This is a genomic window from Thiomonas sp., from assembly GCF_054608695.1.
The window spans coordinates 1-20,036 of record NZ_JBTRXV010000053.1; the positions used below are offsets into that span (position 1 = coordinate 1).

The 20,036-nt window shown below is 69.2% G+C and carries 13 protein-coding genes; 5 read left to right on the plus strand and 8 right to left on the minus strand.

The window, feature by feature from the left end:
* The coding region (locus ACYCUK_RS15560) for a LysR substrate-binding domain-containing protein (RefSeq protein ID WP_461595609.1) at positions 1-658 on the plus strand (658 nt) is incomplete at its 5' end.
* On the opposite strand, the gene ACYCUK_RS15565 is transcribed toward ACYCUK_RS15560, so the two are convergent.
* From ACYCUK_RS15565 to glnE, 3 genes are read right to left on the minus strand one after another with little or no spacing between them, the layout of a single operon-like run.
* Complete coding sequence (locus ACYCUK_RS15565; protein ID WP_461595610.1) at positions 573-1,328, minus strand: 16S rRNA (uracil(1498)-N(3))-methyltransferase; 756 nt, start codon at positions 1,326-1,328, stop codon at positions 573-575. The genes ACYCUK_RS15560 and ACYCUK_RS15565 overlap by 86 nt on opposite strands.
* A 58-nt stretch (positions 1,329-1,386) precedes the next feature.
* Positions 1,387-2,337, minus strand: a complete 951-nt coding sequence (locus tag ACYCUK_RS15570) for a transaldolase family protein (protein ID WP_461595611.1) — start codon at positions 2,335-2,337, stop codon at positions 1,387-1,389.
* Positions 2,338-2,376: 39 nt separating this feature from the next.
* The gene (glnE, locus tag ACYCUK_RS15575; protein WP_461595612.1) at positions 2,377-5,151 is read right to left on the minus strand and encodes a bifunctional [glutamate--ammonia ligase]-adenylyl-L-tyrosine phosphorylase/[glutamate--ammonia-ligase] adenylyltransferase; all 2,775 of its coding nucleotides are present in this window, start codon (positions 5,149-5,151) and stop codon (positions 2,377-2,379) included.
* A gap of 259 nt (positions 5,152-5,410) precedes the next feature.
* On the opposite strand from glnE, the gene ACYCUK_RS15580 reads away from it, so the two are divergent.
* Together ACYCUK_RS15580 and ACYCUK_RS15585 are read left to right on the plus strand one after the other, a co-directional pair.
* A complete protein-coding gene (locus tag ACYCUK_RS15580) occupies positions 5,411-9,613 on the plus strand; it encodes a YhdP family protein (protein WP_461595613.1) in 4,203 nt (1,400 codons plus the stop codon).
* A 57-nt stretch (positions 9,614-9,670) separates the two neighbouring features.
* On the plus strand, positions 9,671-10,489 hold the full coding sequence (locus ACYCUK_RS15585) for a carbon-nitrogen hydrolase family protein (RefSeq protein WP_461595614.1): 819 nt from the start codon (positions 9,671-9,673) through the stop codon (positions 10,487-10,489).
* Positions 10,490-10,630: 141 nt separating this feature from the next.
* Here ACYCUK_RS15585 and ACYCUK_RS15590 read toward each other — a convergent pair whose 3' ends face one another.
* From ACYCUK_RS15590 to ACYCUK_RS15610, 5 genes are all read right to left on the minus strand, one after another.
* On the minus strand, positions 10,631-10,813 hold the full coding sequence (locus ACYCUK_RS15590) for a choice-of-anchor tandem repeat GloVer-containing protein (protein WP_461595615.1): 183 nt from the start codon (positions 10,811-10,813) through the stop codon (positions 10,631-10,633).
* A 341-nt stretch (positions 10,814-11,154) separates the two neighbouring features.
* Positions 11,155-12,519 (minus strand): FAD-dependent monooxygenase, encoded by a 1,365-nt coding sequence (locus tag ACYCUK_RS15595; RefSeq protein ID WP_461595616.1) that lies wholly within the window; start codon positions 12,517-12,519, stop codon positions 11,155-11,157.
* 28 nt (positions 12,520-12,547) lie between these two features.
* A complete protein-coding gene (locus tag ACYCUK_RS15600) occupies positions 12,548-13,960 on the minus strand; it encodes an aminopeptidase P N-terminal domain-containing protein (RefSeq protein ID WP_461595617.1) in 1,413 nt (470 codons plus the stop codon).
* A 129-nt stretch (positions 13,961-14,089) separates the two neighbouring features.
* The gene (gene murU, locus ACYCUK_RS15605) at positions 14,090-14,803 is read right to left on the minus strand and encodes an N-acetylmuramate alpha-1-phosphate uridylyltransferase MurU (RefSeq protein ID WP_461595618.1); all 714 of its coding nucleotides are present in this window, start codon (positions 14,801-14,803) and stop codon (positions 14,090-14,092) included.
* Between the two features lie 47 nt (positions 14,804-14,850).
* Positions 14,851-15,948: an aminoglycoside phosphotransferase family protein gene (locus ACYCUK_RS15610; RefSeq protein ID WP_461595627.1), complete on the minus strand. Its 1,098-nt coding sequence runs from the start codon at positions 15,946-15,948 to the stop codon at positions 14,851-14,853.
* Positions 15,949-16,238: 290 nt separating this feature from the next.
* On the opposite strand from ACYCUK_RS15610, the gene ACYCUK_RS15615 reads away from it, so the two are divergent.
* Entirely contained in the window at positions 16,239-18,581 is a 2,343-nt protein-coding gene (locus tag ACYCUK_RS15615) for an LPS-assembly protein LptD (protein ID WP_461595619.1), read from the plus strand.
* Positions 18,574-19,989 (plus strand): peptidylprolyl isomerase, encoded by a 1,416-nt coding sequence (locus ACYCUK_RS15620; protein ID WP_461595620.1) that lies wholly within the window; start codon positions 18,574-18,576, stop codon positions 19,987-19,989. Before ACYCUK_RS15615 ends, ACYCUK_RS15620 begins: the two co-directional genes overlap by 8 nt.
* Positions 19,990-20,036 lie beyond the last annotated feature (47 nt).

Genomic DNA, 20,036 nt, shown 5'->3' on the forward strand with positions numbered 1-20,036 from the left:
CATGGGCCGGCCGCCGCGCGAAATCGCAACCCGGTCCGAGCCGTTCGCGGCGCACCCGCTGGGCATCGTCTGCGCGCCGGATCATCCGCTGATGTTCGGCGAGCAGAGCCCGGCCAGCGCGCTGTCCAACTATGGCTTCATCATTCGCGAGAGCGGCTCGGGCACGCGCACCGCGATGGAGGAATACTTGCGCGAATACCGGGTGGAGGTTCGCACGGAGATGGAACTGGCGAGCAACGAGACCATCAAGCAGGCGGTGATGTCGGGCATGGGCATCAGCTTCCTGTCGCTGCACAGCATTGGCATGGAATTGCGCGCCAGCATGATCGGCGTGCCCGATCTGGAGGGCTTGCCGCTGGTGCGGCGCTGGCATGTGGTCAATACCTCAAGCAAGATGCTCTCGCCTTCGGCCGAAGCCTTTCGCTATTTCGTGCTGGAGCATGGCGAGGCTTATCTCGCGCGGGAGTTCGGCAGCATGCAACCGCTGGGATCGCAGGCAGCGCATGCTGATCTGGTTTTGCCCGGGAGGGTGTCGCCGGCTGCCGTGGAGCCGGTCGCCGCGCCGCCGCCCATCAGTGCGGCGGAACTTGCGCGGCCAGTGCCGCCAGCAGCGCCAGCGGTGCCGTTTCGGCGCGCAAAACCCGCGGCCCGAGGCTGACGGCGACAAAACCCGCGCGTTGCGCCAGGGCGATCTCATCCGCGCTCAGTCCGCCTTCGGGGCCACTCAGCGCCAGCAGGTTTTGGCTGCTGGCCAACCCTGCGGCCCAGGCGGCGAAGGGCAGCGCCTGGCCTTCGCCGGGGGCCGCCAACATGCAGCGCCCCGCCGCGCCAGAGCCGCTGAGTGTTGCCGGTGGCAGGCTGGCCAACCAGGTGTCGAGGCGCGTGGGTATGGCGATCTGTGGCAGGCGGTTGCGGCCGCATTGTTCGCACGCTGCTTGCGCCACGGCCTGCCAGTGCGCGGCGCGGCGCGCGGCGCGCTCGCCGTCCAGCCGCAGCACCGACCGCACGGTCATCAGCGGCTGCACCTGCGCAGCGCCGAGTTCGGTGGCTTTTTCCACCAACCAGTCCATGCGTTCGTTGGCCGGCATGCCCACCGCCAGGGTCACCGCCCAGGGCAGTTCACGCTCCACCGCGACATGGCGCAGGAGTTCGACGCGCGCCGCTGGCGGCGGGCTGACCAGGGGGCCTTGCCACTCGCCACCGCGGCCGTCGAACAAGGTGAGATCGTCGCCGACGCGCAGGCGCAGCGCCTGCACATGGCGGACGATGTCGCGTGGCAAATCGAGCAGGCCCGCCGACAGCGGCCCGGGCAGATGCAGGCGGGCCATGCGGGTGGAAGGAAGGGAAAGGGGTTTGCGGGGCGCGCGCAGGCCGTGCGCGCCAGGCTCAGGCCCGCAGCGAGTCCAGCAGCGCGACGGTATCGGCGCTGAACTGCGCGATGCCTTCGGCGAGCTTGGCGTTGCTCATCGGGTCGGCGCCGAGTGCGGCGTCGAACTGCGCTCGCGTCAGCGGCAGCGGTGCGTCGTCCTCCGGGGTGCCGGCGTTCTGCGGATCGAGTTGCCGCGGCATGGGCTCGGTGGATTGCGCCAGCGCGTCCAGCAGGGCCGGCGACACGGTGAGCAGCTCGCAGCCGGCGATGGCGGCGATCTGCGCGGGTTCGCGAAAGCTCGCGCCCATCACCTCCGTGGCGATGCCGCGCGCCTTGTAGAAACGCCAGATGCGCAGCAGCGCCTGCACCCCGGGGTCGTTCGGTCCGCGCATGGCCCCGGCGTTCCAGGCGGTGCCGGCCTGCTGGCGATACCAGTCGGTGATGCGGCCGACGAAGGGCGAAATGAGCTGCACCCCTGCGGCGGCACAGGCGCGCGCCTGGGCGAAGGAAAACAGCAGGGTCATGTTGCAGGCGATGCCCTCGGCCGCCAGAAGCCGCGCCGCCTCGATGCCTTCCCAGGTGGTGGCGATTTTGATCAGCACGCGCTCGTGGGCCACGCCGCTTGCGGCGTAGAGCGCGATGATGCGGCGCGCGCGCGCCACTGTGGCCTGGGTGTCGTGCGACAGCCTGGCGTCGATCTCGGTGGAGACGCGCCCGGGAACGCGCTGCAGGATCTCGCAGCCGAAGCGCACCAGCAGGCGGTCCATCGCCAAGTCGGGGTCATGACGCGCGGCGTCACCAACCTCAGGGGATTGCAGCACGTGCGCGTAGTCCGCCAGACGCGCGGCGCGCAGCACCAGGCTGGGGTTGGTGGTGGCGTCCTGCGGCTGCAGCCGGGGCAGTTGCAGGTACTCGGCAGTGTCGGCGGCGATGGCGCTGTGGCGGCGAAGTTCGGTCAGGCTGTTCATCGCCGCATCGTAGCAAAGCGGTCGTTTTGGCGCTTTCGCTCACGCCCGCAGCGTCGGCGCGGCAAGGTGCCGTGACTGCTGTTCGGACAGCTGTTCGGCTGAAGGTGTCGCGCCGAACACCGCTGCCGTGAGCGCGCGCACGGCAGCGCGTTCGTGGCCCACGACTTCGGGCAGCACATGAGCCGCATGCAGGGCGCCGCTCAGGCGCGCCTGATGCTGCAATTTGCGCAACTGGCGGTAGGCGTCCGCCGCGGCCCGGCCCACGCCCGCAGGCAGCAAGCCCAGCGCCTCGGCCCGCTGCAGCAGGGCGATATTGCCGACGTCGGCCACCAGTTCGGCATGTGCCGGGGCGTGTTCCAGCACCAGCGCCTGCACGGCGAACTCCACATCGACCATGCCGCCTTCGTCGTGCTTCAGGTCGAACAGCGCCGTGCGGTTGGGGTGGCCATCGGCCACCTTGCGGCGCATGGCGATGATTTCATGGCGCAGCGCCGCGGCGTCGCGCGGCATGCGCAGCACCTGCTCGCGAATGGCCTCGAAACGCGCGCCGATGCCGGCATCGCCGGCGCAGCAGCGCGCTCGCGTCAGGGCTTGATGTTCCCAGGTCCAGGCGGTGTTGCTGCCGCGGCCGAGCTGGTACGCGGCAAAGGCGTCGAGCGTGGTCACCAGCAGGCCGGCGTTGCCGTTGGGGCGCAGCCGGGTGTCGATCTCGAACAGGTGACCGGCGGCGGTCGTGGCGGTGAGCCACCACACCAGCTTGCGGGCGAAGGCGCCGTAGCGTTCGGGCGCGTCGGGGTGGGGGTCGTCGAACAGGAACACGAGGTCGAGGTCGCTGCCGTAGCCCAGCTCCTTGCCGCCGAGCTTGCCGTAGGCGATGACGGCGAAAGCGGGTTGCTCGCGGTGGCGCTGGGGCATCTCGTTCCAGCACCAGCGGATGGCCTGGTTGATGCTCGCATCGGCCAGGGCGGAGAGATCGTCGGCCACCTGCTCGACCGTGAGCTGACCGGAGAGATCGCGCACCAGGGTGCGGAACAGCTCGGTGTGAAAGCCGCGGCGGATGATGTCCAGGCCTTCGCCCGCATCCCAGGCGGTGCGCTTGAGCAAGCGGGTGCGTTGCTGCTCGCAGTAGGCGATGCAGTCTTCCACCTTGAAGCGCTCGCGCGGCGCGTCGAGCAGTTCGTCCACCACCATGGGGTTGCGCTTGATGTAGTCGGCCGCCCAGCTCGAGGCGTCGAGCGCGCTGATGAGGCGGGTCAGCGCCTGCGGCTGCTCGGCGAAGAAGGCGAGATAGGTTTCGCGCCGGCCGATGGCCTCCAACACGTCGAGCAGGCGCGCCAGCGTCAGGTCGGGGTCGCGGCTGCTGGCGGCGATGGCGATGCCGCGTTCGATCACCCGCAGCATGCGCCCCCGCCCGGCCTCGGTCAGCGCCGTGTAGCGCGGCGAGTGCTCCAGCGCCTTCAGCCGCGCATGGCTGGCCTCGCCGGCAATGCCCGATTTGGCCAGGCTGTGGCGCAGCGCATCGAGCGAGTCGGCCGGTTTCTTGCAGCCGACGCAACGCGGCCCGGCATGCAGCAGGGCGTCGAACTCGCCGGCGACGAATTCGCGCACCGCGTCGAGTTCGCGCAGCAGCCCGCAGGTCGGGCGCTTGACCTGGGGATGAGCGGCCAGCAAGGCCGGGCCCATGGCCTGGGCGAGGTGGTCGAGGTCGGTGTCGTCGGTCGGCAGGCTGTGGGTCTGGGCGTCGTCCAGGTACTGGATGCGATGTTCCAGCCGGCGCAGGAAGGTGTAGCTCTCGGCAAGACGCACGCCGGTGTCCGCCGGCAGCAGTCCGGCCTCCACCAGCAGTGGCAGCGCCTGCAGGGTGTTGCGGCAGCGTATCTGTGGCAATCGGCCGCCGCGCACCACCTGCAGCAGTTGCACGATGAATTCGATTTCGCGGATGCCGCCGCGCCCCAGCTTGACGTCGTTGGCCTTGTCGGGGCGCGCGGCGGCGCGTTTGATGGCCTCGATGCGAATCTGCCGGTGCAGGCTGCGCAGGGCTTCGAGCATGGCGAAATCCAGGTAGCGGCGCCACACGAAGGACTCGACCACGGCTTCGAGCGCTTGCGAGGCCACTTGCGCCTGGCTGCTCGCAACCGGCGAGACCACGCGGCTCTTGAGCCAGGCGAAGCGTTCCCACTCGCGCCCCTGCACCTGAAAATACTCTTCCAGCATGGCCAGGCTGACCACCGGCGGGCCGCTGTCGCCATTGGGCCGCAGGCGGGTGTCGACGCGGAAGACGAAGCCGTCGGCCGTCGGGTCCGACAGCAGCGGCACGACGCGGCGCACGAGTTGCGAGAAATAGTCGAAATTCGACAGCGGCACCGGGCCGTCGGACTCGCCGTCGAGGTCGTAGACGAACACCAGGTCGATGTCCGACGAGACATTGAGTTCAGCCCCGCCCAGCTTGCCCATGCCCACCACCAGGCACTGCGCCACGGCGCCCTCGGGCGTGCGCGGCGTGCCGTGGCGGGGTTCGAGTTCGGCGCTGGCGTGCTGCAGGGCGTGGGCGATGGCGCTTTCGGCCATGTCGCTGATGCAGCGGCACACCTGCGCAAGCGGCGCGTCGTGAAGCACGTCCTGTTCGATGAGCCGCAGCATCAGCGCGTTGCGCACGCGGCGCAGCGTGGCGGCCAGGGGTTGATGCGGCTGGAGGGCGCCAATGGCGGCGTCGATCTCGGCCCGGCTCGGCAAGCCGGCCGGCCACAGGGCGAGCACATCGTCCAGGCGGGTGGCGTGGCGGCGGTGAAAACGGGAGAACGCGTCGAGTTGCATGAACGGGTTGGGCCGCAGAGCCCAAGCCAAGCGAATTGCTTGATGGGCCGCAGCATATTGCAGCCGCGCGCCCATTGCTGCGGTTGGGTCTTGCGCCGGCGCAGCCATGTTGCGTGGATGTCGCACGACATCCACCCGACGTGACAACGCGGCGACAAACCAGTGCGCGCAGCCTGGGCTGGCGCGTTCACTACCATGGGCCATCGTGGTGCAGCGATCCACGTCACGATGGCGACGCCACCCGAATCGAGAACGGCCCGTGTCCGCCCTGCACATCTCCCTCAAACTGGCCACCCGCCTGCTGGAAGCCGCCATTGCCCTGGTGGTCATCAGCTATCTGTTGCTGGCCGTCGGGCTGCTGACCCTGCGCTACGCGGTGCTGCCCAACGCGCAGGAATTCATCCCGTGGATGGAACAGGCCAGCAGCCGCGCGCTCGGCCTGCCGGTGCATATCGGCGCGGTGCAAAGCCAGTGGACCGGGCTGCTGCCGACACTGTCGCTGCGCAACCTGGTGATCGACAATCCCCAAGGCCGGCCCGCCTTGCAGTTCGCCTCGGTGGAGGCGCTGCCCTCGTGGAAAAGCCTGCCGCGGCTGCAGCTGAGTTTTGATCAGCTGGTCATTCGCGGCGCGCAACTCAGCATCACCCGGCCGGACGCGAGCCATCTCGACGTCGGCGGCATCCGCTTCAACCTGAGCGCCTCGGGCAGCGGCGCTGGCCAGCGCTTCGCCGACTGGTTGTTCAAGCAGGACCAGATCCTGATCCAGCACAGCCAGATCACCTGGACCGATCAGGCGCGCGGCGCCCCGCCCCTGTTGCTGCGTGACGTCAACCTGGAACTGAACAACGGCCTGCTGCACCACCGTGCCGCGCTCACGGCCACGCCGCCGCCGGGGCTTGCAGCGCCTTTCGATGTCAAGGCCGATTTCCGCCAGCCTTTTTTCCTGCGCCACACCGGTGACCTGGCGCGCTGGCAAGGCACGCTCTGGGCCGACTTGCCGCGCGTCGATCTCGGCCAGTTGGCGCGCTACCTGCCGCTGCCGCTGCAGGTGCAAGGCGGCACCGGGGCGCTGCGCGCCTGGGTCGACGTCGGCCAGCAATTCAACCTGGGGCAGGTCACGGCCGACGTGGCTTTGCGCAACGCCCAGGCCCAACTCGACCCGGCGCTGCCAACGCTGGCGCTGGCGGAGGTGCGCGGGCGCGTCAGCGGCAAGCCGTTGGCAGGCGGGCTGCAACTCGGCGTGACCGGGCTGCGGTTCACCACCGCGCAAGGCCAGCGCTTCCCCGCGGTGAACGCCAGCCTGCGGCTGCAGCATCCGCCCGGCGAGGGCGCCAGCGGCAGCCTCAGCACCGGGGCGCTGGAACTCGCGGCGCTGTCCGCCGTGGCGCAGCACCTGCCATTGCCAGCCGCATGGCATGCGCGCCTGGAGCAACTGCAGCCGCGCGGCCGCATCGATCGACTCAAGCTCAACTGGCAAGACCAGCCTGGCGCCGCGGCAAGCGCGCTGCCGGCGAGCTACACGCTGCAAGCCAGCTTCAGCGGGCTGGGCTGGAACAGCCCAGGGCAGGTGCCCGCAACGGACGCGGCGCGGGGCCTGCCCATCGCCGAGGGGGGCGCTGAGGGTGCCACCGTGGGTGCCGTTGCCGCCCAGACCAGCGGCCTGCCACGCGGCTTGCCCGGCGTGGAGGGTTTGAGCGGCAGCGTCCAGGCCGACCAGAACAGCGGCCAGGCCGATTTGCGCCTGCAGCGAGGCAGCATCGCCCTGCCCACCGTCTTCGAGGCGCCGCGTTTCAGCGTGCAGCAACTCGCCACCCGGCTGAGCTGGAGCCGCCAGCCCGACGGGCAATGGACCGCGCAGACCGCGCGCCTGCAACTGGCAACGCCGGACGCCGCCGGCAGCGCCAGCTTTCGCTACACCACCCAGGCGCATGGCCCCGGCCTGCTCGACCTGAACGCGCAGCTGACCCGCGCCGACGCCCGTGCCGTGCCCACTTACCTGCCGCTGGGCATTCCCGAGGCGACGCGCGATTTTCTGCGCACGGCCATCGCCGGCGGCAGTTCGCGTGACGTGCGCTTCGTCGTGCACGGCCCGCTGGCCGACTTTCCCTTCAACAAGCCGGGCAGCCCCGGCAGCTTCAGCGTCAAGGCGCGCATCGAGAACGGCGTGTTCAACGCCGCGCCACTCCACATCCTGCCCAAGGGCGAGCAGGCGCGGGCCGACAACGTGCACGCCAACGCCCAGTGGCCCGTGTTCAGCCGCATCAACGGCCTGCTGGAATTCACCGGCCACAGCCTGCAGGCCAAGGGCGTTTCGGCCCGGGTCTATGGCGCCAGCCTGAAGCAGGTGAACCTGAGCCTGGCCGACTTTGCCAAGCCGGTGCTCAGCGCCAGCGGCCAGGCCCAGGCCCAGGCCGCAGACGCGCTGCGCTATGTGCGCGAAAGCCCGCTCGACGCCATGCTCGGCCATGCGCTCAGCCAGGTGCAGGCCAGCGGCCCCGTGCAGCTCGATCTGGCGCTGCAATTGCCCTTCCACGACATGAAACAGTCCAGCGTGAGCGGCCAGCTCCAACTGCAGGGCGACCAGGTGGATTACCTGCCCAGCCTGCCGCCGTTCGATGGCGTGCGTGGACAGGTGAACTTCACCGACAGCGGCTTCAAGCTGCAGCTCACGGCGCAGAACTTTCTCGGTGGGCCGCTGCAGTTGAGCGGTGGCCAGGGCGGTGGCCAGGCGCTGGCCCTCGTCGCCAACGGAATCACCACCTCGCAGGCCTTGCAGGCCGCGCCACGGCTGGCGCAATGGTCCGACCTGCTGCACCACCTGCAGGGGCAGGCGCGCTACACCGCCCAGATCCATGTGGCGCACACCCCGCAGGGTTTGCAGCCGCAGGTGCAGTTGCAGAGCAGCCTGGTGGGCATGGCCATCGACCTGCCACCACCGCTGGGCAAGCCGGCCGACGCGACCGACACCCTCCATTTCAGCCAGAGCATCGACACGGCCGCCGCCGCGACGGACACGGTGCAGAGCCTCTGGCGCATCGACCTCGGCGGCGATTTGCGCGCGCGTTTCGTGCGCAACATCACGCCACAGGGCGCGGTGCTGCAAAGCGGCGGCATCGCCCTCGGTCCCCAGGCTGAACTGGTGCAGCCAGCCAGCGGGGTGCAGGCCAGCGTGGTGCTGCCACTGCTGGATGTGGATGCCTGGCAGCGGGCTCTCTCCGCCTCGGGCAGTGCGCAAGCTGCTTTCGGCGGCCAGGTTTCGGGCGCCGATGTGTCGGGCTACTTGCCGCAAACCCTGGCCCTGCGGGTGGGCCGCCTCACCGTGTCGGGCCGCGTGTTCGACAACGTGGTGCTGGGCGCCACGCGCAGCGGCTCGCTGTGGCAGGCCAATCTCGCCAGCCGGCAGATGGCGGGCGCGGTGGCCTGGCAGATGGGCCAGGGCGACGCGCCCGGCAGCATCACCGCCCGCCTCACGCATTTGAGCCTGCCGAAGAATGCCGATCCGGATGTCGAACGCATGCTGGAGCGGCAGCCGCGCAACATGCCGGCGCTGAATGTGGTGGCCGACAACGTCGACCTCCACGGCCACGCCTTCAGCCGGCTGGAAGTGCAGGCCACCAACCGCGACCAGGGCGGCGTGAAGGAATGGCGCCTCGACCGCTTCGCGCTCGACTCGCCCGACGCCACCCTCACCGGGGTCGGCGATTGGGCCGCGACCGGAGCGGCGACCGCAACGGCGGCTGCGGCGGGCAACCTGGCGCCGCGGCGCACCTCCATCGGCTTCAAGCTCGCCATTCAGGACGCCGGCTCGCTGCTGGCGCGGCTGGGCAAGCCCGGCCTGCTCAAGGGCGGCAAGGGCACGATGCAGGGCACGGTGACGTGGATTGGGTCGCCCCTGTCGCCCGACTACCCAACCTTGTCGGGGCAGTTCAGCCTCGACCTCGGCAAGGGCCAGTTCCTCAAGGCCGACCCCGGCATCGCCAAGCTGTTGGGCGTGCTCAGCCTGCAAAGCCTGCCGCGCCGGCTGCTGTTCAACTTCAGCGACTTGTTCGAGTCCGGCTTCGTCTTCGACAAGATGGGCACCGACGTGCAGGTGCAGGACGGCATCGCCACCACCCACGACTTCAAGATGAGCGGCGTGGCCGCCACCGTGTTCATCGACGGCAGCGCCAACCTCGCGCAGGAAACCCAGGACCTGTATGTGATCGTCGTACCCGAGATCAACGCTGGCTCGGCCTCGCTGGCCTATGCTTTGATCAACCCCGCCATCGGCCTGGGCACCTTCATCGCCCAGCTGATTGCGCGCAAGCCGCTGATGAAAGCCTTCACTTACGGCTACCGCGTCACCGGCACCTGGGCCAAGCCCGATGTGCGCGAGGTCGATGGCGACAAGGACAAACCCGCCGCAGCAAGCACCACCCCGGCCGCGGCCGCCAGCGAGGCGGCGCGCGCAGCATCACCCTGACGCTTCAAACGCAGTTCAGAACGCACTCCAAACGCAGCTTCGAACGAGGAACAAGCCATGCAGATCGCCTCCATCCAGATGGTCTCGTCCACCCGGGTCGACACCAACCTCCAGCGCGCCGACGCCCTGCTCGAAGAAGCCGCGCGGCGCGGCGCGCAACTCGCCGTGCTGCCCGAATACTTCTGCCTCATGGGCGCCGCCGAGGGCGACAAGGTGCGGCTGCGCGAGCAGCCCGGCAACGGTCCCATCCAGCACTTTTTGCAAGACGCCGCGCGGCGCCACGGCCTGTGGCTGGCCGGCGGCTCCATGCCCCTGGCCTGCCCCGATCCAGGGCGCGTGCTCAACACCACCCTGGTGTTCAACCCCCAGGGCCAGCAAGTGGCGCGCTACGACAAGATGCACCTGTTCGCCTTCGAGCGCGGCGCCGAGCGCTATGCCGAAGCCGACAGCATCGCCCCCGGCAGCGAACCCGTCGCCTTCGACTGCGACGGCCTGCGTGTGGGCCTGTCCATCTGCTACGACCTGCGCTTCCCCGAGCTGTACCGCCAGCTTTCAGCGCCCGTGGGGGCCGTCCGCCATTGCGACGTCTTCCTCGTCCCCTCCGCGTTCACCCACACCACCGGCGAAAAGCACTGGGAGGTGCTGCTGCGCGCCCGCGCCATTGAAAACCTGGCCTATGTCGCGGCCAGCGCCCAGGGCGGGCGCCACGAAAACGGCCGCCGCACCTGGGGCCACAGCATGATCGTCGACCCCTGGGGCGAGGTGCTGGCGATGCAGGCCGAGGGCGAGGGCGTCGTGGTTGCCGCCATCGATCCCGCGAGGATTGCCGAGGTCCGCACCAGCCTGCCGGCCTTGGGGCACCGCCTCATCGGCTGAAGCCACAGGCGCCACATCGTTTCTGGAGACCGGTTTGACGCGGCCGCGCCTGGCGGGCAATCGAGCCACGGAACCGAAAACGCCAAGCCGTTGATGTGTCGTGCTGGCGATTCTCGATTCAAGGTTTATCGGAAACGGTGGTTAGGGGGTGATCTTGAAGACCGTGCCGTTGCCGCTCGCACCGCCGCCGTTGGTGGTGCCATAGAGGTTGCCGCTGGCGTCCAGGATGAGACCGGCTTCAGGGTGGGCACCATCCGGACTCACCCCGAAGGCGTAGAGGCTGCGTAGAGGCTGGGTCCCGATGGTCACGGCATAGCCATTCACCACCGATGTGGGGAAGGTGAAGCTGCCATTGCCCGAGACGGGCCGTGCATCCCCCCCCCCCCGTTGTCGAGCAACGTGGCTTGTCCACCGCTCAGGCCCGAGACCGGGCGGCCGTGGCGATCAAGCACACGATGGAAGGACGGTTTCATGGGACATCTCGGGAAATGGGCCAATCGGGCCGGAGGGTCGGGAGACACCAACGGCGACGCAGGAGAAGCGGCGCTGTACGACGCTGACGCCACGCAGAGGAGGAAGATGGATGCGCCGATCAACGCCGCCTTGCGGCATGGTCGGCAGCGCATGGGGGATGAGGTCGCCCCCGCGTCTCGATCGTGCTCGGCTCAACGCCAGCCGAACACCATGCGGTTTTGCAAATGCCGCCGCAGCGGTGGCAGCAAGGTGATTGCGGCGAGGCTGGCGGCGCGCAGGGCGGCGGCGCCGGGGGCTTGCCAGGTGAAGCCGCGCGCCAGCAGGTCGGTGAGGCCGAGGAGCACGGCGCGGTCGGGCAGGCGGTTGCGGTCGTAGCGCCGCAGCAGGGCGTCGAGGTCGGCAGGGGTTGGCGTTGCAGCGGTCGTTGGAGAGGCGAGCGCTCGTGCCAGGGTTGCGGCATCGCGCAGGCCGAGGTTCAGGCCTTGGCCGGCCACCGGGTGCAGGGTTTGCGCGGCATTGCCGAGTTGCACGACGCGGCCCTGGCGCGCGCGCCACTGCGCATTGAGGCCCAGCGGGTAGCTGCCGGCAATCTGCAACGCGGTGACGCGGCCGCAGACGGCGGGCAGCAGGGCTTGCAGCGCGGCGATTTGCGCTGCCGCGTCCAACTGCCGGATGGCTTCGGCCCCGGCGGGCGGGGCACACCACACCAGGGCATAGTCCGCCCCGCGCGGCAGCAGCGCCACGGGGCCGCCCGGGGTGAAGCGCTCGACCGCCAGGCCTGCATGCGGGCGGTCGCAGCGCACCCGGCCGACCAGCGCCTGCTGGCCGTAGTCGCGCCGCAGGGCGCGCGCCGGCTGGGTGTGGAAGGCGCCGCCTTCGGCGAGGATGGCGAGGTCGTAGCTGGGCGCTGCGCTTGCAGGCGCGGGTTGGCTCGCGCTTGCCGCAAGTGTCGGGGAAGCTGCATCGGCCGTGTTTCGTGGTGGCGGCGTGGCTGTGGGTGTGTCGATGGCTGCCCCGGTTTCGCTTTGCGAAGACATGGCCGCAGCGCCCTGGTGGACGAGGTGGACGTGACCGCCATCGGCATCCGGCACGGCCTGCACGGCTCGGCCGTACTGCACATGGATGCCGGCGTGCCGCGCCGCAGCCTGCAGCGCTGCGAGCAGCTCGCCATAGCGCACGGTGTAGCCCAGCGCGGGCAGCTCGGTGTCGTCGGCCTGCAGCAGCACACGCGGCAGCGCGGCCAGGCCCGGCGCCAGTTGCGACACATGGATGCGGCGGATGGCGGTGGCGGCCTGCTCCGGCCAGGCGCCGACGGCGGCGAGCAACTGGCGGCTGCCTTCGGACAGCGCCAGCACGCGCGGGTCGGCCAGCGCGGCAGCGGCGTCGGGCTGGGCGTCGAATACCGCGACCTGGAGCGCTGCGCCCAGCTGATGCAGTTGCAGCGCCACGCTCAGGCCCACGGGGCCGGCGCCGATGATGGCGATGCGCAGCGGGGCGGCGCCGGCAGCCGCCGCCTGACTCGTGCGCGCAGGTCCGAGCTGGGTCATCGCGGTCATTGGGTTGGCGTGCTGGCAGGGCTCGCCATCACGCGCGCATCAGGTCTTCGATCTCGGCCACGGCCTTGGGCGCGGCGTGGGTCAGCACCTCGCAGGCCGCGCCGCCAGCGCGCACCACGACATCGTCCTCGATGCGGATGCCGATGTCGTGGAAAGCGGCCGGAATGTCGTCGGCCGCGCGCACGTACAGGCCGGGCTCGATGGTCAGCACCATGCCCGGGCGCAGGATGCGCGAGGCGGGTTTGGCGCTGCCGTCGGCTTGCGGCTGCGGCGCCTCGCCCGGTTCGGTGTAGTCGCCGCAGTCGTGCACGTCCATGCCCATCCAGTGGCTGGTGCGGTGCATGTAGAAGCGGCGGTAGGCGCCGGTGGCGAGCACGGCGTCGACGTCGGGCGCGGTGTCGCGGGCAATCAGGCCGGTGTCGAGCAGGCCTTGCGCCAGCACGCGCAGCGCGGCTTCGTGCGGGTCGTTGAAGCGCCGTCCGGCGCGCGTGGCGTCCAGCGCGGCGTGCTGCGCCTGGAGCACGATGTCGTACAGCGCGCGCTGCGCGCCGCTGAAGCGCCCGTCCACCGGAAAGGTGCGGGTGATGTCGCTGGCGTAGCCGTCGAGTTCGCAGGCGGCGTCGATCAGGCACAGGCTGCCGGGCGGAAGCGTGGCATCGGCCGCGCGGTAATGCAGGATGCAGGCATTGGCCCCGGCGGCGACGATGCTGCCATAGGCCGGCGCCTGCGCCCCGCCGGCACGGAAGGCGTGCAGCAGCTCGGCTTCGAGGTGGTATTCGCGCAGGCCCCCGGTCGGCGCTGCGCGACTGCCTTCGGCCGAGCGGCGCATGGCGCGGCGGTGGCCTTGCGCCGAGATGGCGGCGGCGCGGCGCATCACGGCCAGCTCAAAGTCGTCCTTGAACAGGCGCATGTCGTCGAGCACGGCGCACAGATCGTACTGCGCGGCGGGCGCACGGCGGCCGGCGCGGGCCTGGGCGCGCACGGCGGCCAGCCAGCCCTCCACCTGGGTCTCGAAGCCGGCGTGGATGGCGAACGGCCACCACACCGCAGGCCGGTCGGCAAGGAAGGGCGGCAGCGCGGCGTCGCGCTGGGCAATGGGCAAGGCGGCGTCGAAACCGAAGGCTTCCTTCGCCGCCTCGGGGCCGAAGCGGAAACCGTCCCAGATTTCGCGTTCGGCGTCTTTTTCGCGGCAGAGCAGCGTGGCCTGGTGGCTGCCATCGGCCTGCACGGTGAGCACCAGCAGGCTTTGGGGCTCGGTGAAGCCGGTGAGGTAGTAGAAGTAGCTGTCGTGACGGTAGGGAAAGTCGGCGTCGCGGTTGCGCATGACTTCCGGCGCGGTGGGTACGATGGCCACGCCGCCGCCAGCTTGCGCCATGTGCGCCGCCAGCCGGGCGCGACGCTCGGCGCAGCGCTCGAGCAGTTGGGGGGCGGGTGTGTTCATGGGTTTGGAGGAATTGGGGAGCGTGTGGCGTCGAAGTTGCGGCTCGATGAAGCGCAGTGACAGCTTAGTCCGCTGGATTTGGCCGTGGAGCATCGGTGGATTTGCCGCCCGAGCCATGTTCGGCTTGGGTCAGCACCTTGCTGCAGAAGCACGCAGTTCAGCGTCGAGCACGGCCAGTTGCTCGGGCGCGCCGAGGTTGTGCCAGGCGCCGCGGAAGTGCTCGCCGCTGACGCGGCCGGCGTCCACTGCCGCAAACATCCAGGGAAACAGCGTCCACGCCTGGCGCACCGGCTGGCTGGCGAACAGGGCGGGGTGGAACACGCCGATATTGCCGTAGTTGAGCCGCACGCCGTCGCGCCGCACCCGGCCAGAGGCGTCCAGCGCCATATCGCCTTGCGGGTGGTGCGGCGGGTTGTCGGTGAGGACGAAATGCGCCGAGGTGGTTTGCGGCGCGGCGGCGATGCGCGCGGCGGCGGCGTGCAGCCGGGCGTAGTCGAAATCGGTGTGAATGTCGCCGCTCACCACCACGAACGGGGCGCCGCCCGCGCCCCCGAGCAGCGGCAGCGCGGTGGCGATGCCGCCACCGGTTTCATACGCATCCTGCGGTTCTTCGGAGTAGGCGATGCGCACGCCCAAGGCGCGGCCGTCGCCCAGCGCCGCTGGAATTTGCGCGCCCAGCCAGCCGAGGTTGATGACCAGGTCGACGATGCCCGCATCCCGCAGGCGCTCGATCTGCCAGACGATGATGGGCTTGCCCGCCAGCGCCAGCAGGGGCTTGGGGGCATGCTCGGTGAGCGGGCGCATGCGCTGGCCGCGCCCGGCTGCGAGGATGAGGGCGCGCATGGATGGCTGAAGCAAACTTTCGGGGGGGCTCAAAACTTTGGCGCCGCTCAAAACGTGTAGGCGGTGCGCGGCTGCACGCCCTGCAGCCGGTCCAGCAGGCGCATCAGGGGGTTGAAATCGTGATAGCGCGCCGCGGTGGCGCGGGTGTAGGCCAGCACCATGGGCAGGTCGTCCAGGTATTGCGCTTTGCCGTCGCGGTGCCACAGCCGGGCGAAGATGCCCAGCACCTTGAGGTGGCGCTGCAGGCCCATCCACTCGAAGTCGCGGTAGAAGACGGAGAAGTCGGCGTCCACCGGCAGGGCGGCCTTGCGCGCGCGCTCCCAGTAGCGAATCGCCCAGTCGAGCTGCTGCTCTTCGGGCCAGGCGATGTAGGCGTCGCGCAAGAGCGAGGCGAGGTCGTAGGTGATGGGGCCGATGACCGCGTCCTGGAAGTCGAGCACACCGGGGTTGCCCTGCTCCTGGCCCGCGTCCAGCAGCATGAGGTTGCGGCTGTGATAGTCGCGGTGCACCAGCACCTGCGGTTGCGCCATGTTGTTGGCCAGCAGGGCGCCGAACACCTGCTGCAGCCCGGCCTGCTCGTCGGCGCTGAGCGTGGCGCCCAGGTGTTGTCCCACATACCAGTGGGGAAAGAGTTCGAGCTCGGTGCGCAGCCGCGTCGCGTCGTAGGCGGGCAGCTCGGGCGCGGGGAGGGCTTGCAGGCGCACGAGCGTGTCCATCGCGTCGAGCATCAGCGCCAGGCAGCGCGGCCGGTCGCCAGCCGCGCGCGCGGCTTGCAGCGCCTGCAGATAGGTGGTGCAGCCCAGGTCGGACAGCAGGATGAAGCCTTGCTGCGCATCGCTCGCCAGCACCTGCGGGGCAGAGATGCCGCCGGCGCGCAGCAGCGCGTCCACCTGCAGGAAGGGGCGAATGTTTTCCTGCGGCGGCGGCGCGTCCATCACGATGCAACTGCCGGCTGCGGGCGCCGCGAACTGCACGCGGAAGTAACGCCGAAAACTGGCATCGCTGGAGGCGGGTTGCAGGCTGGCGACATCGACCTGCATGCCGCTGGGGGCGGTGGCGAGCCAGGCATACAGGGCTTGCAGACGGGCATCTGCTGGGACGGCGGGTGTCTGGGGCGTGGACTGCAAGGGGTGCGGCTGTGGCATGGGGCTCAAGGTCGTGCGGGCTCTGGGCGGGGACGCAAAGGCCCGAGATGTGGGTCGAGATGCGGGATAGCGATGCAGTGCGGTGCGCAAGGAAGGGGCGCGGCACGCGCAAGCGGGATGGCTTCCTATAATCCGCGAGGATTTTAGGGTGCGCTTGTTGCTCGCTTGTCGCTTGCGAGCGCCCCGGCTCCCGTCGTCCGGTCCGCAGTCTTCGGCCCGCGTCCAAGCAACCGCGTCGTCCGTCCTGCAGCATCCATCCCACACCGGCCCAACCCGTCCGTCCCCGCCCAGTGCCCAAGTCCCCGCCGACCCCTTTCCGCCCGCCGCGCAGGCCGCGCCTGCGGCTGCTCGCGGCGGCGCTGGGCCTGGCGCTGGCGGAGCTGGCGCCGGCCGGCGCGCAACAAGCCCCCGAGGCGGTTGCGCCACCGACGCCGCCGCAGGAAACGGACGCGCTGCAGCTCACGCCCAGTCTGGATCTGGCGCAACGTCTTTCACCGGCGGCGCAGATGCGCGAGCCCCTGTTCATCTGGGCCGACCAGCTTTCCGGCCAGACCGACATCGACATGAACGCCAGCGGCAACGTGGAGCTGCGCAAGCACAGCGTGGTGTTCAAGGCCGAGCGCTTGCACTATGACATCGCCCAGGACGCGATCGATGCGCAGGGCGATGTGCGCGTCGTGCGCGACGGCAATGTCTTCAGCGGCCCCAGCCTGCAGTACAACCTGGCCTCGGGCACCGGGCAGATGCCGCAGGCGCACTATTTTTTCAACCGGACGCAAGGCCACGGCCACGCCGACGTGGTGAAGTTTCTGAGCCACAACCGGGTGGAGGCCAAGAATGCGACCTACACCACCTGCACCGCCAGCCCGCTGGACTGGTTCATGCAGGCCACCGACCTGGAGCTGGACTCGGCCGACAATACCGGCGTGGCGCACGACGGGCGCGTGGTGTTCAAGGGCGTCACCATTCTGCCGCTGCCCTATGCCAGTTTTCCGCTGAGCGATGCGCGCAAGTCGGGCTTCCTGCCGCCCACCATCGGCCTGGACAGCCAGAATGGCCTGGACTACGCCCAACCGTATTACTGGAACATCGCGCCGAACTACGACGCCACCCTGACCCCCAGGCTGCTGCAGCGCCGGGGCTTCATGGGCAGCGCCGAACTGCGCTGGCTGGAGCCGAGTTTCTCCGGCCGCAGCTTCATCGACTACATGCCGTCCGACAGCGCCGCGGGCGGCAGCCAGCGCTGGGCCGGCGTGTTCCAGCAAAACGGCGCACTGGCGCCCAGCGTGAGCTACGGCCTGAATCTGCAGCGCGTGTCCGACAACAACTGGTGGCAGGATTTCGGCGGTGTGGACCCCGTCATCGGCGCCAACCGCATCCTGCCGCAACAAGGCCAGGTGACCTGGAGCCAGCCCAACGGCTCCATCCAGGCCAGCTTCAACCAGTGGCAGACTTTGCAGAATCCGGCTTCGCCCATCGGCGTGCCTTACAACACCCAACCCCGGCTGTACGGCACCTGGCATAGCGACAACTACACCGGCCTGCAATGGCAGTTGCAGGCCGAGGCCGCGCGCTTCACCAATTCCACGCCCGGGCTGCTGTCGGGCGACCGGGTGTACATCAACCCCAGCATCAGCCGGCCGTTCATCGCCCCGGAGGGCTTCATCACGCCCAAACTGTCGTTCAACAGCACCTACTACAGCACCGACACCGCGATGGCCAACGGCGCCACCACGGCCACGCGCAACCTGCCCACCTTCAGCCTGGACTCGGGGCTGGTGTTCGAGCGCAAGACGCGCTTCTTCGGCCATGACGTGACGCAGACGCTGGAGCCTCGGCTCTACTACGTCTACACGCCCTACAGCAACCAGCAATACCTGCCGAATTTCGACAGCGCCCCGCTGGATCTGAACCTGTCCACCATCTATGTGGACAACGTCTTTTCCGGCAGCGACCGCATCGCCGACGCCAACAACATCACCGGCGGCGTCACCACCCGTTTTCTCGACAATGCCACCGGCGCGGAATACGCCCGGCTGACCTTGGCGCAACGCGTGCTGCTGCGCGAGCAGCGGGTCACGCTCACCGGCCCGCCCGTGCCGGCGGGTCTGAACGACAGCTTTGCGCTGGCCAGCGTTTCGCTCGATCCGCGCTGGAGCGCCAATGCCGCGATCGACTACAACACGCGCCTGCGGCAACTGGTGCAGGCCGCCGTGGGCGCGCAATGGAACCCCGATTCTTTCAGGCGCGTGAGCGTGTCCTACCAGGTGCAAAGCGCCACGGCAACGCAGATTCCCTTGAAGTACGTCAACACGGCCTGGCAGTGGCAGTTGTCCAACCGCTGGTACTCGGTCGGCCAGGCCAACTACAGCATTCTGGACAAGCAATTCAACGACGGCCTGCTGGGTTTCGAGTACAACGGCGGTTGTTGGCTGGCACGCATCGCGGTGCAGCGCAATTCGCTGTCCACGTTCACGGCATCCACCCGCCTGTTATTCCAGCTCGAGCTCACGGGCTTTTCCCGTCTGAGCGTGATCGGCAATCCCTTGTCGGCATTCGAGCAAAATATCCCCGGTTACCAACTGCTGAACCAACCCACGGCGCCTCCCAGCCGTTATCTCAACTATGAGTAATTTCTCCCTGCGCCGCGCCACGGCCCTGGCTGCCTTGCTGCTCAGCGGTGCGGCCGGCGCCCAAGGTCTTGGCTTGAAGTCTGCTCCCGGACTCTCGGGCCAGGGCTCGGCGCTGATGCAAACCCCACAGCTCCCCGCCACGCCGCAAGCGGCCTTGTCCGGGGGCGGATCGCAACAAGGCAGCGACGGCATTGCCGCGGTGGTGGGCAGCCAGGTCATCACCCAGTACGACCTGAACTTGCGGGTGCGCGCGGCCGAGCAGCAAATCGCGCAGCAACGGGCGCAAATGCCGCCCATCGCGCAGCTGCGCGCCGAGCTGTTGAACCAGCTGATCGACCAGGTGGCGATGGCGCAATACGCCGAGGACAGCGGCATCGTCGTCAGTGCCGATGCGGTGGACCGGGCCATCGCCCAGGTGGCTGCTGGCTACAAGCTCAGCGTCGAGCAATTCCGCAAGCAGATCACCGCCGAAGGGCTGGGCTGGAGCGAATACAAGGAGCAAGTCAAGCGTGAAATATTGATTGGCCGCCTGCGGCAGCAGGAGGTGGCCGCGCGCATCAAGATCAGCGACCAGGAGGTGGACGACTATCTGGCCAAACAGGCGAAACAGCCGCTGGCTGCGCAAACCCAGATTCAACTTGCACAAATTTTCATTCCCCTGCCCAGCCAGCCCACGCCCGAGCAGGTGGCGCAGGCCAAGGCGCGCATCGACGAGGCCCTCAGCAAGCTCAGGCAGGGGCGTGATTTCAGCAAGCTGGCGATGGAATACTCGCAGGGCCCGGAGGCGAAAAATGGCGGCAACCTCGGCGTGCGCCCCGCCAGCCAGTGGCCCGGCCTGTTCATGGACGCGATCCGCGGCCTCAAGCCGGGCGAGATCAGCGGCGTGATCCGCAGCCCCGCCGGTTTCCACATCCTGAAGCTGGTGGCCGAGCAGGGCGGCCAGCTTGGCGCCGCCACGGCGATGCAAAGCCGGGTGAGCGAGATCGTCCTCGACGTCAACAGCGGCAAGTCACGCCAAGCGGCCGTGAAAGAGTTGGCGAGCATTCGCGACGCCGTCGAGCAGGGCAAGGTGCAATTCGCCGACAAGGCGCGTGAACTGTCGCAGGATGTGGCCACGGGCAAGAAAGGCGGCGATCTCGGCTGGGTGCTGCCCGGACAGCTGCCCCCGGCGCTCGACGCCGCGCTCAACCGCTTGAACCCGGGGCAGGTGTCCCAGCCCATCACGCTGCCCGGCAAGGTGATCCTGCTGCAGTTGGTGGACCGCCGCGAACACGCCCTCGGCAAGGATCAGGAGCGCGCCGTGGCGCGCAACATCCTGCTGCAGCAAAAAGAAGAGAAAGACTTCAACGAACTGGTGAAAGACGTGCGCGCGCGCACCTATGTGCGGATCCCGGATGCGGACTCCTGATTCCGCGCTGGGCATGCCGCTGGCCATGCAGCCCCAGCGCTTGACCA